This window comes from Agrobacterium sp. GW821-FHT02D03, assembly GCF_059421725.1.
Map to the genome: position 1 here is coordinate 2,544,601 of NZ_JBWKVN010000001.1, position 14,787 is coordinate 2,559,387.

The following is a 14,787-nucleotide window of genomic DNA, read 5'->3' on the forward strand; positions in this document are numbered from 1 at the left end:
GCTTCAGGTACTTGTTTTAACGCATGTCGTTATCCGCAAACCGCTCAAAAGCTTTGCGCGGCATGCTCTTTGAGGAAAGACAATGGCTTCGATTTCGAGAGTTAGAGAACGGGCAGAAGAACAGTCCTCTGCCATGACGCAGGACCAACAGGCTGCCATTCGTATGCTGGCAAACGACCTGCACCGCCTCAACCAGGCGGTCATGAATGCGGTCGAGGCGGGAATCTCCGTCGAACTCGTCCGCTCCGCCCGCCACCATGGCGGCGACGGAAACTGGGGCGATCTGCTGATCCCGGTCATCGTCGCGCAAAGCAAGGCCGCGGCCTAGTCCGGCACGCCGCGTCCGGCATAAAGGTCGGAATGCTGCTTGATGAGCCTCACCATTCGGTCCGCCACCGTCCGTATATCGCGGCGGTGGCGGTCTTCATTGTTCATGACCAGCCACTGTGGATGGCGGAGCTCTTCGATCTCTCCTCCCTCTCGCACCAGCCGCGCATCCGCATCGCCGATGAAGCATGGTAGCACTGCCGTGCCGGCACCGGACAGAACCAGTTCGCGCAGACCTGAAGGCCTGTTCACGGTGACGACGATGTGCTCCGCCCTCGCCTCATATGGCCAGCGCAAATAGGCGGAAATCGCATTTTCTTTGTCCACGACAATCCAGCGATCCGCCAAAGATTGCGGCGCATTGCGAAGTCTGTAGGCGGCGTAGGCGACATTGCCAGTCTTGATCGCAGCGAGATTGCGCTCCTCCGGCTCGAAAGCGCGGATACCGATATCGTTCTCGCGATGGGTCAGCGCTGCTCTCTGTTCGGCGATAAAAAGATCGATGCGAAAGCGATCTCGCTCGCTGCAAATGGCGGAGAAATTGCTCATGATCAGTTGAGCATTCCATGTGCCGAGCGCAACGCGCACCAGCGAAGAGCTCGCACTGGATTTTCGCCAGCCTTCGATCGAACCCGCGGCGTCTTCCATGACATGAAGGTTGTCGAGAAGCATGCGACCATCTGCCGTCAATGCGTAGCCCGTCTGGCTTCTAACGAAGAGAACCTTACCGATCCGCTGCTCGAGTTCCAGCATCCTGCGACCGATCGTTGCCGGGCTGAGGCCCGATGTGGGCGCCGCACCCGTTAGGCCGCCGCCACGCGCAACGTCGAGGAAAAGCTGGTAGGCATCCCATCCGATGTTTTTCATAAATGAAAAACGTAAGCCAATGCTGGCGGCAGATAAAGCAGAAATTAGGGTGCAGAGTCAGATCGACCGATCAACGGAGATCACTATGCACGGACTCTACCTCGCCTATGGCATGATCAAGAAACCCGAACCTGAAGGTCCAAAGGCGCGCCGCGAAGCGGAGGAAAAATTCTATGCTGAATTTCGCATGCCGGGCATCTTAACCCGCATGGGCTCAGCCTTAAACGTCAGGCGCAGTTCAGAACGCGATTGCGATCAGGGCGGCCAGAGCGCCAGCCGCAATCAGGCTGAGGCGAAAGGTAACGAGGAGGTTTTCATTACGCGTGCGGGCAATAGCGACGGCGCGGGCGCGATTTCTGGACATCATCATGAGCGGCTTCCAACGAAAAACTTGACCGATCAATGCCGGGTTCCGGCGTCCAGCGAGACCTCATGTTCCAACTCGCGTTGTGCTGGCATAGGGGTCAGCATGACTCGCGCCTCTTAACAAGATGTTAAAGCATCGCCGCGTTGCAGCGTTTCTGGCGAGCGTCGTTGCCGCTTTGCACTCAGAATGCGTCAGGGGAAGCCGTTCGAGCAAATTCGGCGGACACAGGCTGACGGGATTTGCCCTAAACGGACTGACCTGCGGCGTAACCGGATGCCCAGGCCCACTGGAAGTTATAGCCGCCGAGCCACCCCGTGACATCCACACCTTCGCCGATGAAATAGAGCCCCGGAACAGCTTTTGTCTGCATGGTTCTGGAATCGAGGTGGGCGGTATCGACGCCGCCGAGCGTGACTTCGGCGGTGCGGTATCCTTCCGAGCCAGAGGGCCTGATCTGCCAGTCCTGCGCGCTTGCTGCGAGTGCCATCAGCGTCTTGTCGGAGAGGTCGGCAAGATGGCTGGTGAGGCCCGATTGCTCCACCAGATATTGCGCAAGCCGCTTCGGCAAAATCTCGCTAAGCGCCGTCTGAGCGGACTGACGACCATTGGCTTTCTTGGCGGCCTTCAGTTTTTCGGCAATGTCCTGCTCGGGTTCGAGCTTGAGGCGAATGGCATCGCCTTCCCGCCAATAGGATGAGATCTGCAAAATGGAAGGACCACTCAAGCCGCGATGGGTGAAGAGCAGCGCTTCGCGAAACGTCGTTTTCCCGTGTGAGATATCGGCTGGGACCGCAACGCCGGAGAGGGGCGACAGCCGCTCCAACTGCAACGGATCGAGTGTTAGCGGCACCAGCCCGGGACGCGGCTCGACCAAAGGGAGCCCGAACTGCTCGGCGAGTTTGTAAGCAAAGCCAGTGGAGCCCATCTTGGGGATCGACTTACCGCCGGTGGCAACGACCAGGCTCTTTGCCTCGATCACTCCTTGCGAAGTCGCCACGCGAAAGCCACCTGTCGCCATGCCCTCGACCGATGTGATCTCAGTCTGTAGTCGCAGCTTGGCACCAACAGCCTGCATCTCCGTCAGCAGCATGCGAATGATGTCTTTGGCGCTGTCGTCACAGAAGAGCTGGCCGAGCGTCTTCTCGTGCCAGGCGATCTTGTGCTTCTCCACCAGATCGAGAAAATCGCGCGGCGTGTAGCGGGCGAGCGCCGATTTGGCGAAATGCGGGTTTTGCGATAGATAGTTCTTCGGCCCGGCGTGGATGTTGGTAAAGTTGCAGCGCCCGCCGCCGGAGATGCGGATTTTCTCTCCCGGCGCCTTGGCATGGTCGAGGATGATAACGGAGCGGCCGCGCTGACCGGCACGGATGGCGCACATCATGCCTGCGGCGCCCGCGCCCAAAATCAGCACATCACATTTTTCCGTCATGGATTTTCCTTATCCTTGTTGCACTCCCTCTTTTCGAAGTCAGGCTTCTTGTCAATGCGCATTCCCCTCTCGCCAATTGTCAAAGTCTGACTATTATGCCCCCAGTCGAAACAGACACCGGTGATTTATGCCCCCCAAGAAAACCATGCTCCGCCCGAAGAAGCCGGCAACCATGGCGAAGAAACCACCCGTTGAACTCTCCTCTACCCGCGGCGTCTCCACATGGCGTGAAGCGGCGCAATGGCTGAAGGTACGCGGGATCGAAGACATCGAATGCATCACTCCCGATCTGGCAGGCGTTGCACGCGGCAAGATGATGCCGACGGCAAAGTTCACGGGCGACACGTCGCTAGCGCTGCCCTCCGCGCTTTATCGTCATACGATTTCCGGCGATTATCCGGATGAGACCGCAAATTTCCGCTATGAGCCGCGTGACAGCGATCTGAAGCTGGTGCCCGATCTTTCCACCCTCTCCGTCGTCCCGTGGGAAAGCGATCCGACCGCGCAGGTCATCTGTGATGTCGTGGATCAGGAAGGCAAACCCGTTTCCTACACGCCACGCAACGTTTTGAAGAATGTGCTGTCTCTTTATCAGGACAAGGGCTGGAAGCCGGTGGTCGCGCCGGAGATCGAGTTCTATCTCGTGGCGATGAATGACGACCCGGATTATCCGCTGCATCCGCCAAAGGGCCGTTCCGGTCGCTCCATCGTCGGTGGCCAGAGCTATTCGATTGCCGGCATCAACGAATTCGACGAGTTGATCGACGACATTTACCACTTCTCGGAAAAGCAGGGTCTGGAAATCGACACCCTCATCCATGAAGAGGGGCCGGCGCAGCTGGAAATCAACCTGCGCCATGGCGATCCGGTGGAGCTTGCCGATCAGGTGTTTCTCTTCAAGCGGACCATTCGCGAAGCCGCGCTGAAACATGGCATCTATGCTACCTTCATGGCGAAGCCCATGCAGGCTCAGCCCGGTTCGGCCATGCACATCCACCAGTCCGTCATCGATATCGAGACCGGCCAGAACGTGTTTTCCAACAAGGATGGCACCCCGTCGAAGGAGTTCTTCTCCTTCGTCGGCGGCATGCAGCGCTATGTGCCGAACGCGTTGGTGATGCTGGCGCCTTACGTGAACTCCTATCGTCGCCTGACGCCGGATATGGCCTGCCCGGTGAACAATGCCTGGGGTTACGATAACCGCACCACGGCGTTTCGCGTGCCGATCTCCGGCCCGCAGGCACGGCGCGTGGAAAATCGGCTGCCGAGCTCTGATGCCAATCCGTATCTCGCGCTTGCCGCATCGCTCGGCTGCGGCTGGCTTGGCATCATGAACAATATCGAACCGACGGAGCCGACCTACGAGACCGCCAATGAAGGCTCCATCGAGCTTCCACGCGGTCTGCTCGAAGCTGTCGCACTTCTGGAACAGGAGCAGCAGTTCGAACGCATCTTCGGCAACGAGTTCGTCGGTCTTTATGCCGGCCTGAAACGCGGCGAGTTCGAAACCTTCATGCAGGTGATCAGCCCGTGGGAGCGCGAGTTCCTGCTGCTGAACGTGTGAGGTGAACGATATGGCATGGCAGAGCCCGATAGCGCCGGGCGTTTCATGGTATCAGGAGACTGTTGCGGAGCGTCCGGACTATCCGACGATGGATGGCTCGCGCACGGTCGATGTCGCCATTATCGGCGGCGGCTTCACCGGCCTTCAGGCGGCCTATAATCTGGCGCGCGCCGGCATTTCCGTTACCCTGATCGAGGCCCACCGCTTCGGTGATGGCGCGTCGGGGCGCAATGGCGGACAGTTCGGCACAGGCCAGCGCGCTTGGCCGGACGAGCTTGAAGAAAAGATCGGTTTTGAGCGCTCCAAGGCGCTGTTCGATCTCGCGGAAAATGCCAAGCACTATGTGCTCGACTTTGCCCGCGACAACCAGATCGACATGGAGTTCCAGCCGGGGCAGTTGAACGTCTCGCACAAGCGCGCCTATGAAAAGAGCTATCGTGATAGCGTCGAGGCCATGGTGGGCCGCTATGGCTATGAGCAGATTGCCTTCATGGAGAAGGCAGAAACCGCAGATCGGCTGGGATCGTCGCATTATCATTGCGGCGTGCGCGACACCGGCACCGGCCATATTCACCCACTGAAACTGCTGGTGGGACTGGCGAAGGCTACGAAAGCGGCGGGTGCCGATATTTTCGAAATGACACCGGCCAAGTCTATCCGCCAGTCCGGCGGCAAGACGCTTATCGAAACGCCGTCTGGCACGATCACCGCAACCCGAGTTCTGATTGCGACCAACGCCTATATCGGCAATCTGGAGCCGGTCACTGCGGCGCATGTGATGCCGATCCGCTCTTTTATCGGGGCGACAGCACCGCTCGATCAGTTTCCATCGATCATTCCAGAGAAGGAAGCGGTGGCGGATTCACGCTTCGTGGTGCGTTACTTCCGCAAGACGCCGGACAACCGCCTGTTGTTCGGCGGGCGAGAAGCTTATACGGCCGACTCGCCGCGTGACATTTCCAAGCATATCCGCAAGCAGATTTCGGAAATCTACCCCGCGCTTGCGAATATCGAGATGACACATGCCTGGGGCGGGTCCGTCGGCATTACGCTGACACGCCAGCCCTTCGTGCGCGAGGTCATGCCGGGTGTGCTTTCCATCGGCGGCTATTCCGGACATGGTGTGATGCTCTCCAACTACTGCGGCAAGCTTTACGCCGATATGGTGATCAGTAAGGACAAGGCACTCGATCAGTTCGCTGCGCTCGATGTTCCATCCTTCCCGGGTGGTGCATCGCTGCGGGCGCCACTCCTGTTCCTGGCGCTGACGTGGTATGCATTACGGGACAGGTTTTGAACGCGTCTGCCTTCGCATTGTGCAAAAGCAACGATTGGACACCTGCCGGCATGACGGGCCAGCAGCAAAATTCATTATTTTCGTACATCAACTCTGGCATTTTTAAATCGATTAGATTATGGATGCCCCTAACGTGTAGAGATCGAGAGAATCGACATGAGCAGTCAAATTATTCCCGTTGACCCCTTTGATTGCGTCGTCTTTGGCGGCACCGGCGATCTGGCAGAACGCAAGCTTCTGCCCGCCCTTTACCACCGCCAGGTGGAAGGCCAGTTGACCGAACCGACCCGCATCATCGGCGCTTCCCGCTCTGTCATGACGCATGAGGAATACCGGAAGTTTGCGCAGGATGCCCTGAAGGAGCATCTGAAGTCTGGCGAATATGACGAGGAGCAGGTCGCCAAGTTTTGCGCGCGCCTCTTCTACATTCCCGTCGATGCCAAGTCCGACGATGGCTGGGACAAGCTGAAGAAGCTTCTCGACGAAGGCAAGGATCGCATCCGCGCTTTCTATCTTGCCGTCGCACCGGGAATTTTCGGCGACATCGCCTCCAAGATCCGCGATCACAAGCTGATCACTAAATCCACCCGCATCGTGGTGGAAAAGCCGATCGGACGTGACCTGGCTTCCGCCTTGGAGCTGAACGACACGCTTGGTAACGTCTTCAAGGAAGAGCAGATCTTCCGTATCGACCATTATCTCGGCAAGGAAACCGTTCAGAACCTCATGGTTCTGCGCTTTGCCAACGCGCTCTTTGAACCGCTGTGGAATTCCACCCATATCGACCACGTGCAGATCACCGTGGCGGAATCCGTCGGGCTCGAAGGTCGTGCAGGTTACTACGACAAGGCGGGCGCGCTTCGTGATATGGTGCAGAACCATATTCTTCAGCTGCTTTGCCTCGTTGCAATGGAGCCCCCCTCCTCGATGAACGCCGAAGCGGTGCGTGACGAGAAGCTCAAGGTTCTGCGCTCGCTGAAACCCATCACGCAAGCCAATGTCGAGAAGAACACCGTGCGTGGACAATACCGCGCCGGCGCCTCGGCAGGCGGAGCGGTCAAGGGTTATCTGGAAGAGCTGGAAGGCGGCGTTTCCAACACGGAAACCTTCGTCGCCCTCAAGGCTGAAATCGGCAACTGGCGCTGGGCGGGCGTGCCCTTCTACATCCGCACCGGCAAGCGCCTTGCAACCCGCGTTTCGGAAATCGTCGTCACCTTCAAGCAGATCCCGCATTCGATTTTCGACGATACGGCCGGCAAGATCGAGGCCAACAAGCTGGTAATCCGTCTGCAGCCGGACGAAGGCGTCAAGCAGTCGCTGCTCATCAAGGATCCGGGTCCAGGCGGCATGCGCCTGCGTCAAGTGTCGCTTGATATGAGCTTTGCGCAAGCCTTCAACGTGCGCAATCCAGATGCCTATGAGCGTCTGTTGATGGATACGATCCGCTCGAACCAGACGCTCTTCATGCGTCGTGACGAAGTGGAAGCGGCATGGAACTGGGTCGATCCGATCCTGAAAAGCTGGGAAGCCGTCGGCCAAGGCGTACAGGGTTACACCTCCGGCACCTGGGGACCGAGCGGCGCAATTGCGCTGATCGAGCGTGACGGTCGTACCTGGCATGAAGCCGACTAAAGGAAGATGCGGATGGAACCCAACATGCACATCTTCAAGGACGGTCCGGAACTGGCCGAAAAGCTCGCAGGCGATGTTGCTGCGCATCTGAAAGCGGCCATCGAAGAACGCGGGGCGGCCAGCATGGCCGTCTCCGGTGGCTCTACGCCAAAACTGTTCTTCCAGACGCTTTCCAAGCATCAGCTGGAATGGCCGCGCATCAGAATCACGCTGGTCGATGAACGTTTCGTGCCGCCGGATAATGACCGCTCCAACCACAAGCTGGTCGCCGAGAACCTTTTGCAGAACGAAGCGAAGGCGGCCTATTTCGTGCCGCTTTATCAGTCTGCCGCCTCACCTGAAGATGCGGCAACGCTGGCAACCGCGAGGACCGCCGATATCTGCGACCCGTTCGACATCGTCATTCTGGGCATGGGGACCGACGGACATACCGCCTCCTTCTTCCCCGGCGGCGACAACCTCGAGGAAGCGCTCGATCTCGACGAGCCGCGCACCGTGCTGACCATGGCTGCGGAAAATGCCGGTGAGGAACGGCTGACCTTCAACCTTGCGGCGCTTCACGACGCCCGTTTCCTGGTGCTGCACATCGAAGGTGCGGCGAAGAAGGAGACGCTGGAGAAGGCGCAGTCCGATCTCGATGAGGACGAAATGCCGATCCGCTCCGTGCTGAACCGTGCGGATTCGACGGTGAATATCTACTGGGCGCCATAACGGCCCGCATTCATGCGGCGGCGGTGCCCGGCATTTGAATGAAACATGATCGTCGGCCCGGTCTCCCAAGCCTGTGGCCGACGCTCAACACAAGGACAGGATGAAGCCCATGGCTGCCGACTCACGCGTTCAGGACATTACCGCCCGCATCGTTGAACGTTCGAAACCCCATCGCGAAATCTATCTCGAGCGGCTGCGGCTGCAGATCTCCAAGGGCGTTCATCGCTCCACCCTGTCCTGTGGCAACCTCGCCCACGGCTTTGCCGTCTGTTCCCCCGCCGACAAGGACATCCTTGCCGGCGATCGAATTCCCAATCTCGGCATTATCACTGCCTATAACGACATGCTTTCCGCCCACCAGCCTTACGAGGTCTTTCCGCAGATCATTCGCGATGCGGCGAAAGAGGCAGGCGGCATTGCGCAGGTGGCAGGTGCAGTGCCTGCCATGTGCGACGGCGTCACGCAGGGCCAGCCCGGCATGGAGCTTTCGCTGTTTTCGCGCGATGCCATCGCCATGGCTGCCGGTATCGGCCTGTCGCACAACATGTTCGATGCTGCCGTCTATCTCGGTGTCTGCGACAAGATCGTGCCCGGTCTGGTGATCGCAGCACTGACCTTCGGCCATCTGCCAGCCGTCTTCATTCCGGCCGGACCGATGACGACCGGCCTTCCGAATGACGAGAAGTCGCGCATTCGCCAGCTTTATGCGGAAGGCAAGGTCGGCCGTGCGGAACTGCTGGAGGCCGAGTCCAAGTCCTATCACGGTCCTGGGACCTGCACCTTCTACGGCACCGCCAATTCCAACCAGATGCTGATGGAGATCATGGGCTTCCATATGCCTGGCTCCTCCTTCATCAATCCCAACACGCCGCTACGCGATGCGCTGACCAAGGAAGCTGTGAGGCGGGCGCTGGCGATCACCGCGCAGGGCAATGAGTTTACCCCTGCCGGCGAGATGATCGACGAGCGCTCCGTGGTCAACGGCGTGGTCGGACTGCATGCGACAGGCGGCTCCACCAACCATACCATGCACCTGATTGCCATGGCACGCGCCGCCGGGATCATTCTGACCTGGCAGGATATCTCCGACCTTTCCGACATCGTGCCACTTCTCGCACGTGTCTATCCGAACGGTCTCGCCGATGTGAACCATTTCCATGCCGCCGGCGGCATGGGCTTCCTCATCAAGCAGCTCCTGAAACAGGGCTTCGTGCATGATGATGTGCGCACGGTCTTCGGCCACGGGCTTGAGGCCTATACGATCGATGCCAAGCTTGGCGAAAACGGCGCCATCCAGCGTGAAGCAGCACCCGAAGAGAGCCACGATCCGAAGGTTCTCTCCCGCATCGAAACACCGTTCCAGCCAACAGGCGGATTGAAGATGCTGACCGGCAATCTCGGCAAGTCGGTCATCAAGATTTCCGCGGTGAAGCCAGAGCGTCACATCATCGAAGCTCCTGCCATCGTCTTCCACGACCAGCAGGAACTGCAAGATGCCTTCAAGGATGGCAAGCTGAACCGCGACTTCATCGCTGTGGTCCGCTTCCAGGGACCCAAGGCCAATGGCATGCCGGAGCTGCACCGGCTCACCCCGCCGCTTGGCGTGCTGCAGGATCGCGGTTTCAAGGTGGCGCTCGTCACCGATGGCCGTATGTCCGGCGCTTCGGGCAAGGTCCCAGCCGCCATTCACGTCACGCCGGAAGCCTCCGATTGCGGGCCGATCTCGCTCATTCGCGATGGCGACATCATCCGTCTCGATGCGGTCTCAGGCACGCTCGAGGTTCTGGTGTCGGCAGCGGAGTTGTCCAAGCGCGAACCTGCGCGGGCCGATCTCTCCGGCAATGAGTGGGGCATGGGCCGCGAGCTTTTCGCGCCGTTCCGTCGCAATGCCGGAACCGCAGACCAGGGCGCCAGCGTCTTCCACTGATCTGCCCAATGGCGGTCCGTTTGGGGCATCCGCGATGCCCGACAAAAGCGGCGCGGAACTCGAGGCCGAGTTTCGCAAAAGCACTCTGCGTGGCTTGAAAGAAGAAGCGTCCTTCGCGCGTCCGAAAGGACGAAGGGCGCTCCAGCACCATGTCTTGACATCCCCTCCCCATTTCTCCCCTATTGACGTGAAGGCTAGCGCCTCTGCTGTCATGTGGCTGTGATGATCGCCCTATAGGGGCCTGTGCAGCCAGCCGCGGGGGCGGTGGCGCAGTCTGACATGACGGGGCCAAGTATGACAATTTTCTCACGCACACGCCGTAATTTGCTGAAGCTCATGGCCGGAACTGCCATGCTGCCGCTGTTGCGTTTTCCGGCAGCCGCCGACCAGCAGGCTCCGCTGCACGCGATCATCATCTCCGACCTGCACTCCGCCTATGAGCGCATGGGCCAGCTTCTGGCAGCGATCGAGACGCGCATTTCCGCAGACAAAAGCCCGCGCATCATTCTCCTGAATGGCGATCTGTTCGAAAGCGGCAATACGGTCGCGATGCGGTCTCAAGGCGAGATCGAGTGGAGCTTCCTCGCAGCCCTTGCGAAACTCGCCCCGACCGTAGTCAATATCGGCAACCACGAGCCGGATATCGATACCGACCTTGCCCATTTCGTCAGCCGCGCTGAAGGGCTGGGAGTGACCGTCCTTTCCAACATCATCGACAAGCGGAGCGGTGCTCCTTACGCGCCGGCGAGCAAGACATTCGAGATTGGTGGACAAAAGGTCATCGTGGCCGGGCTCGCCACCAACGCCATCAACACCTATCCGAAGGCGACGCGCGAGGCGCTGACCATTCCCCAGCCCGTGGACTGGGCAAAGGTCAATCTTCCCGAGATCGTTAAGCCGGATGCGATCAATATCGTGATGAGCCATGCCGGTGTGGTGGCGGACCGCGACATCCTTCCTCTGCTACCAGACGGAACGCTGGTCGTGGGCGGTCACGACCACCTGAACTTCGTGCATGAAGCTGGCGCCACACGCTATGTCCATACCGGCTCTTGGGGCACGTCGATGGCGGTTGCAAGCATTGCAGGCCCCGGCCAGGCCGCATCCATAGAAACGGTGGCGATCGATCGCAGTGCGAAGCCCTCCCCTGCTCTCGGCGCGCTAATCGAAAAGACGCTCGCTCAGCATCTGACACCAGAGGAACGGGAAACCGTTGCCAAAACGGCGAGGGCCATGACGGTCGATGAGGCGGGTCGTCACGTGGCCGAGCTTATTGCCGCAAAGGCCGGTGCGGATGTGGGCTTCATCGGCCACACCTCTTTTGGTGCTGGGTTACCGAAGGGGGAAATCCGCCGCTACGATTTCAACGCATGCCTGCGCTTCGAGGGCAAGTTGATGGTCACCGAGGTCGATGGTGAGGTGCTGAAGCAGATTTTGAGCCGCTGCAATCAGGATGGCGATATTCCACTGGCCAAACGCACCGGTGACTATCTCTATGCGATGCCTGAAAATCCCGCGGCGAAAGACCGTTACAAGCTTGTCTGTAACGACTGGTCGGCGACCAACCAAAAATCGTACTTCGGCCGTGACGATCTCGCCTTCAGCGAAGTGCCCGATGTGAAGTTGAAACAGACGGTTCTTACGGGGCTCAGCTGATCACCGGCGAGCGTTACAAGATCGGCCCGAAAGTCGGATCGATTTTCGCAAAGCACGATGCGTCTATCAAAGAAGATAGAGCGTTTTTTGTGCGTCCAAAGGATGCTCTAAGAGACACGTAGAGAGTGAGCGCAATTCAAGCGGCCCCGCGGCAACTGATTTGCTCTCACTTTTTTTTATGTCCTGACGGCCCGAGCTGCAACCACTCCAGCTCAGTTAGCGGCGGTAGGTTTTGCCAAGCGCATCGAAAAGATGAAGCTTTTCCGGTGGCGCGGAGAAGCGCAGCGTCTGGCCCTTCTTCACCGGTGCAATGCCTGGGATCTTGACGATGACCGGCTCCTCACCCGCGGGTGCCTCCAGATAGAGCAGCGTCACTTCACCCAGCGCCTCGACGATCGACACCTTGCCCTCGAACAGATAATCGTCGCCGTCGGCGATGAACAAGTCTTCTGGACGCACGCCAAAGGATGCTGCCTTGCCTTCTTCGCCCGATGGCGTCGGAATATGCACGGCGAGTGTCTTGCCGCCCGCAAGGTCAAGCGTGGTAATTTCGCCGGTCGCCTTCACCGTGCCCGCGATGATGTTCATGGCCGGGGAGCCGATGAAGCGGGCAACGAAGAGGTTGGCGGGGTTTTCGTAAAGCTCCAGCGGTTCGCCCACCTGCTCGACGCGGCCGCCATTCAATACCACGATGCGGTCAGCCAATGTCATAGCCTCCACCTGATCGTGCGTGACGTAGATCATGGTGGTATCGGCCATCTTCTCGCTGAGCTTGGCGATCTCGATACGGGTCGCGACGCGCAAGGCCGCGTCGAGGTTCGAGAGTGGCTCGTCGAAGAGGAAGACCTTGGGGTTACGGCAGATGGCGCGGCCAATCGCGACGCGCTGGCGCTGACCGCCGGAGAGCGCCTTCGGCAGGCGCTCCAGATATTGGGTGAGCTGCAGGATTTCGGCAGCGGCGCGAACGCGGCGGTCGATTTCCTGCTTGCTTTCCTTGGCGATCTTCATGCCAAAGGCCATGTTGTCGTAGACCGTCATATGCGGGTAGAGCGCGTAGGACTGGAAGACCATGGCGATGCCGCGCCGTGATGGCGGTATTTCGTTCACCAACTGGCCGTCGATATACATTTCACCGCCGGTGATCTCTTCCAGACCGGCAATCATACGCAGCAGTGTGGACTTGCCGCAGCCGGACGGGCCGACGAAGACGATAAACTCGCCCTGCTTGATATCGAGGTCGATCCCGTGCAGGACCTTCACCTCGCCGTAGGATTTACGGATGCCCTTGAGAATAAGGCCAGTCATGCGGTGCTCCTCCCTATGGTGTTACGCGTGGCGGGCGAAAAACGCGCCCCATGCCGGAAGTTCTACGGTTGTGCCATTCCGTTCGGCCGAAAAGCCATGGCCTTCCAGCTCGTTCCACTCGCCATCCGGCAGCTTTGCCGGTGCTGGCACGGCCGAGAGATTGAAGAGGCAAAGCACTGTTTCGTTGCCAAGTGTGCGGGTGTAGCTCAAGACGGTCGCATCCGCGTCCTGGAACTCGATCTTGCCCTTGGCGAAAGCCGGGTGCTGCTTGCGGAACGCCAGGAAGCGACGGTAGTGCTCGAGAACGGACGCTTCATTGCCCTGCTGGGCGCTGACCGCGCGCTTCTTATGTTCGGCAGGAATGGGGAGCCAGGTCTTATCCGAGGTGGAAAAGCCCGCCTGCGCGTGGCCGGCATCCCAAACCATCGGCGTGCGGCAGCCATCACGGCCCTTGAATTCCGGCCAGAACTGAATGCCATAGGGGTCCTGCAAATCTTCAAAGGCGATGTCGGCTTCCGTCAAGCCAAGCTCTTCGCCCTCATAGATGCAGACAGAGCCACGCTGCGTCATCAACAGAGCCGAAAGCACCTTGGCAAAGGCATCCTTGTCCTCGACCGTCTCACCCCAGCGCGTCACGTGGCGCACGACATCGTGGTTGGAGAAAGCCCAGCAGGCCCAGCCTTCAGGTGCGGCTTGAGCGAAGGCCGCCTGAACTTCTGCAACACGGGCGGGGGTCAGCGCATCGGGTGCCAGGAACTCGAAGGCGTAGCACATCTGCATCTTGTCATCGCCGGATGTATATTCGCCGACGATCTCAAGACCGCGCTGGCTGTCACCGACTTCGCCGACGGCGGCGATATCGGGGAACTCATCCAGTACGGCACGGAAGCGCTTGAGGAATTCCAGGTTCTCCGGACGGTTCTTGTCGTAGATATGTTCCTGGAAGTTGTAGGGGTTTACGGCAGGCGCGGTGGAGGCGTTGCGGCGTTCCGGCGCAAGTGCCGGGTTGTCGCGCAGTTCCTTGTCATGAAAGTAGAAGTTGATCGTATCAAGACGGAAGCCATCGACGCCGCGCTTCAGCCAGAAGCGGGTGATGTTCAGCAACTCTTCCTGGACCTCTGGATTATGCAGATTGAGATCCGGCTGCGAGGTCAGGAAGTTGTGCATGTAATATTGCATCCGGGTCGGGTCCCACTGCCAACCGGAGCCGCCGAAGATCGACAACCAGTTGTTGGGCGGCGTGCCATCCGGCTTGCCATCGCTCCACACATACCAATCGGCACGCGGGTTGCTGCGGCTGGAGCGGCTTTCAACGAACCACGGGTGCTGGTCGGATGTGTGCGACAGAACCAGATCGATCATCACCCGGATGCCCAGGCGATGGGCCTCTGTAATCAGACCATCGAAATCGGCGAGCGTTCCGAACATGGGATCGACATCGACGTAGTTCGACACGTCGTAGCCGAAGTCCCTCATGGGCGAGGTGAAGAAGGGCGAAATCCAGATCGCATCCGCGCCGAGATTGGCAATGTGCTCAAGCCTGGAAGTGATACCCTTCAGATCGCCGATGCCATCGCCGTTGGAGTCCTGATAGGAGCGCGGATAGATCTGATAGATCACGGCACCGCGCCACCAATCCTTGTCCGGAGTAAGGGCGGAAGAAACGGTCGCGGTCATGGTAGTGTCCTGTTGATTGAAAGCATTC

The 14,787-nt window shown here is 59.3% G+C and carries 12 protein-coding genes; 8 read left to right on the top strand and 4 right to left on the bottom strand.

Annotated features, from left to right (window positions below):
• The first annotated feature begins 82 nt into the window (after positions 1-82).
• Positions 83-328, top strand: a complete 246-nt coding sequence (locus tag AC07U5_RS12120) for an SMc00767 family acetate metabolism repressor (RefSeq protein WP_062426031.1) — start codon at positions 83-85, stop codon at positions 326-328.
• Here the strand turns inward: AC07U5_RS12120 and AC07U5_RS12125 are convergent.
• A complete protein-coding gene (locus AC07U5_RS12125) occupies positions 325-1,194 on the bottom strand; it encodes a LysR family transcriptional regulator (RefSeq protein WP_494723127.1) in 870 nt (289 codons plus the stop codon). The genes AC07U5_RS12120 and AC07U5_RS12125 overlap by 4 nt on opposite strands.
• On the opposite strand from AC07U5_RS12125, the gene AC07U5_RS12130 reads away from it, so the two are divergent.
• Entirely contained in the window at positions 1,184-1,681 is a 498-nt protein-coding gene (locus AC07U5_RS12130) for a hypothetical protein (protein WP_494723128.1), read from the top strand. The two genes, AC07U5_RS12125 and AC07U5_RS12130, sit on opposite strands and share 11 nt — an antisense overlap.
• A 124-nt stretch (positions 1,682-1,805) precedes the next feature.
• Here AC07U5_RS12130 and AC07U5_RS12135 read toward each other — a convergent pair whose 3' ends face one another.
• On the bottom strand, positions 1,806-2,990 hold the full coding sequence (locus tag AC07U5_RS12135) for a BaiN/RdsA family NAD(P)/FAD-dependent oxidoreductase (protein WP_494723129.1): 1,185 nt from the start codon (positions 2,988-2,990) through the stop codon (positions 1,806-1,808).
• Positions 2,991-3,117: 127 nt separating this feature from the next.
• Between AC07U5_RS12135 and AC07U5_RS12140 the strand changes: the two genes are divergently transcribed.
• From AC07U5_RS12140 to AC07U5_RS12165, 6 genes are all read left to right on the top strand, one after another.
• Positions 3,118-4,554 carry a glutamine synthetase family protein gene (locus AC07U5_RS12140; protein ID WP_062426035.1) on the top strand — a complete coding sequence of 479 codons (1,437 nt, stop codon included), beginning with the start codon at positions 3,118-3,120 and terminating at the stop codon, positions 4,552-4,554.
• 10 nt (positions 4,555-4,564) lie between these two features.
• A complete protein-coding gene (locus AC07U5_RS12145) occupies positions 4,565-5,851 on the top strand; it encodes an NAD(P)/FAD-dependent oxidoreductase (RefSeq protein ID WP_494723130.1) in 1,287 nt (428 codons plus the stop codon).
• A gap of 156 nt (positions 5,852-6,007) precedes the next feature.
• Positions 6,008-7,483 carry a glucose-6-phosphate dehydrogenase gene (gene zwf / locus AC07U5_RS12150; protein ID WP_062438714.1) on the top strand — a complete coding sequence of 492 codons (1,476 nt, stop codon included), beginning with the start codon at positions 6,008-6,010 and terminating at the stop codon, positions 7,481-7,483.
• Between the two features lie 12 nt (positions 7,484-7,495).
• Complete coding sequence (gene pgl / locus AC07U5_RS12155; RefSeq protein ID WP_494723131.1) at positions 7,496-8,194, top strand: 6-phosphogluconolactonase; 699 nt, start codon at positions 7,496-7,498, stop codon at positions 8,192-8,194.
• 109 nt (positions 8,195-8,303) lie between these two features.
• A complete protein-coding gene (gene edd / locus AC07U5_RS12160; RefSeq protein ID WP_494723132.1) occupies positions 8,304-10,121 on the top strand; it encodes a phosphogluconate dehydratase in 1,818 nt (605 codons plus the stop codon).
• A 294-nt stretch (positions 10,122-10,415) separates the two neighbouring features.
• The gene (locus AC07U5_RS12165; RefSeq protein WP_494723133.1) at positions 10,416-11,777 is read left to right on the top strand and encodes a metallophosphoesterase; all 1,362 of its coding nucleotides are present in this window, start codon (positions 10,416-10,418) and stop codon (positions 11,775-11,777) included.
• 216 nt (positions 11,778-11,993) lie between these two features.
• On the opposite strand, the gene AC07U5_RS12170 is transcribed toward AC07U5_RS12165, so the two are convergent.
• Together AC07U5_RS12170 and bglA are read right to left on the bottom strand one after the other, a co-directional pair.
• Positions 11,994-13,082 (bottom strand): ABC transporter ATP-binding protein, encoded by a 1,089-nt coding sequence (locus tag AC07U5_RS12170; RefSeq protein WP_062599340.1) that lies wholly within the window; start codon positions 13,080-13,082, stop codon positions 11,994-11,996.
• Positions 13,083-13,103: 21 nt separating this feature from the next.
• Positions 13,104-14,759, bottom strand: a complete 1,656-nt coding sequence (gene bglA, locus AC07U5_RS12175) for a beta-galactosidase BglA (protein ID WP_443275416.1) — start codon at positions 14,757-14,759, stop codon at positions 13,104-13,106.
• Positions 14,760-14,787 lie beyond the last annotated feature (28 nt).

Coding starts and splice junctions, on each gene's coding strand:
- bglA (WP_443275416.1), bottom strand. CDS start 14,759: ATGACCGCGACCGTTTCTTCCGCCCTTACTCCGGACAAGGATTGGTGG.
- AC07U5_RS12135 (WP_494723129.1), bottom strand. CDS start 2,990: ATGACGGAAAAATGTGATGTGCTGATTTTGGGCGCGGGCGCCGCAGGC.
- AC07U5_RS12145 (WP_494723130.1), top strand. CDS start 4,565: ATGGCATGGCAGAGCCCGATAGCGCCGGGCGTTTCATGGTATCAGGAG.
- AC07U5_RS12130 (WP_494723128.1), top strand. CDS start 1,184: ATGTTTTTCATAAATGAAAAACGTAAGCCAATGCTGGCGGCAGATAAA.
- AC07U5_RS12170 (WP_062599340.1), bottom strand. CDS start 13,082: ATGACTGGCCTTATTCTCAAGGGCATCCGTAAATCCTACGGCGAGGTG.
- AC07U5_RS12120 (WP_062426031.1), top strand. CDS start 83: ATGGCTTCGATTTCGAGAGTTAGAGAACGGGCAGAAGAACAGTCCTCT.
- zwf (WP_062438714.1), top strand. CDS start 6,008: ATGAGCAGTCAAATTATTCCCGTTGACCCCTTTGATTGCGTCGTCTTT.
- AC07U5_RS12140 (WP_062426035.1), top strand. CDS start 3,118: ATGCCCCCCAAGAAAACCATGCTCCGCCCGAAGAAGCCGGCAACCATG.
- AC07U5_RS12165 (WP_494723133.1), top strand. CDS start 10,416: ATGACAATTTTCTCACGCACACGCCGTAATTTGCTGAAGCTCATGGCC.
- pgl (WP_494723131.1), top strand. CDS start 7,496: ATGGAACCCAACATGCACATCTTCAAGGACGGTCCGGAACTGGCCGAA.
- edd (WP_494723132.1), top strand. CDS start 8,304: ATGGCTGCCGACTCACGCGTTCAGGACATTACCGCCCGCATCGTTGAA.
- AC07U5_RS12125 (WP_494723127.1), bottom strand. CDS start 1,194: ATGAAAAACATCGGATGGGATGCCTACCAGCTTTTCCTCGACGTTGCG.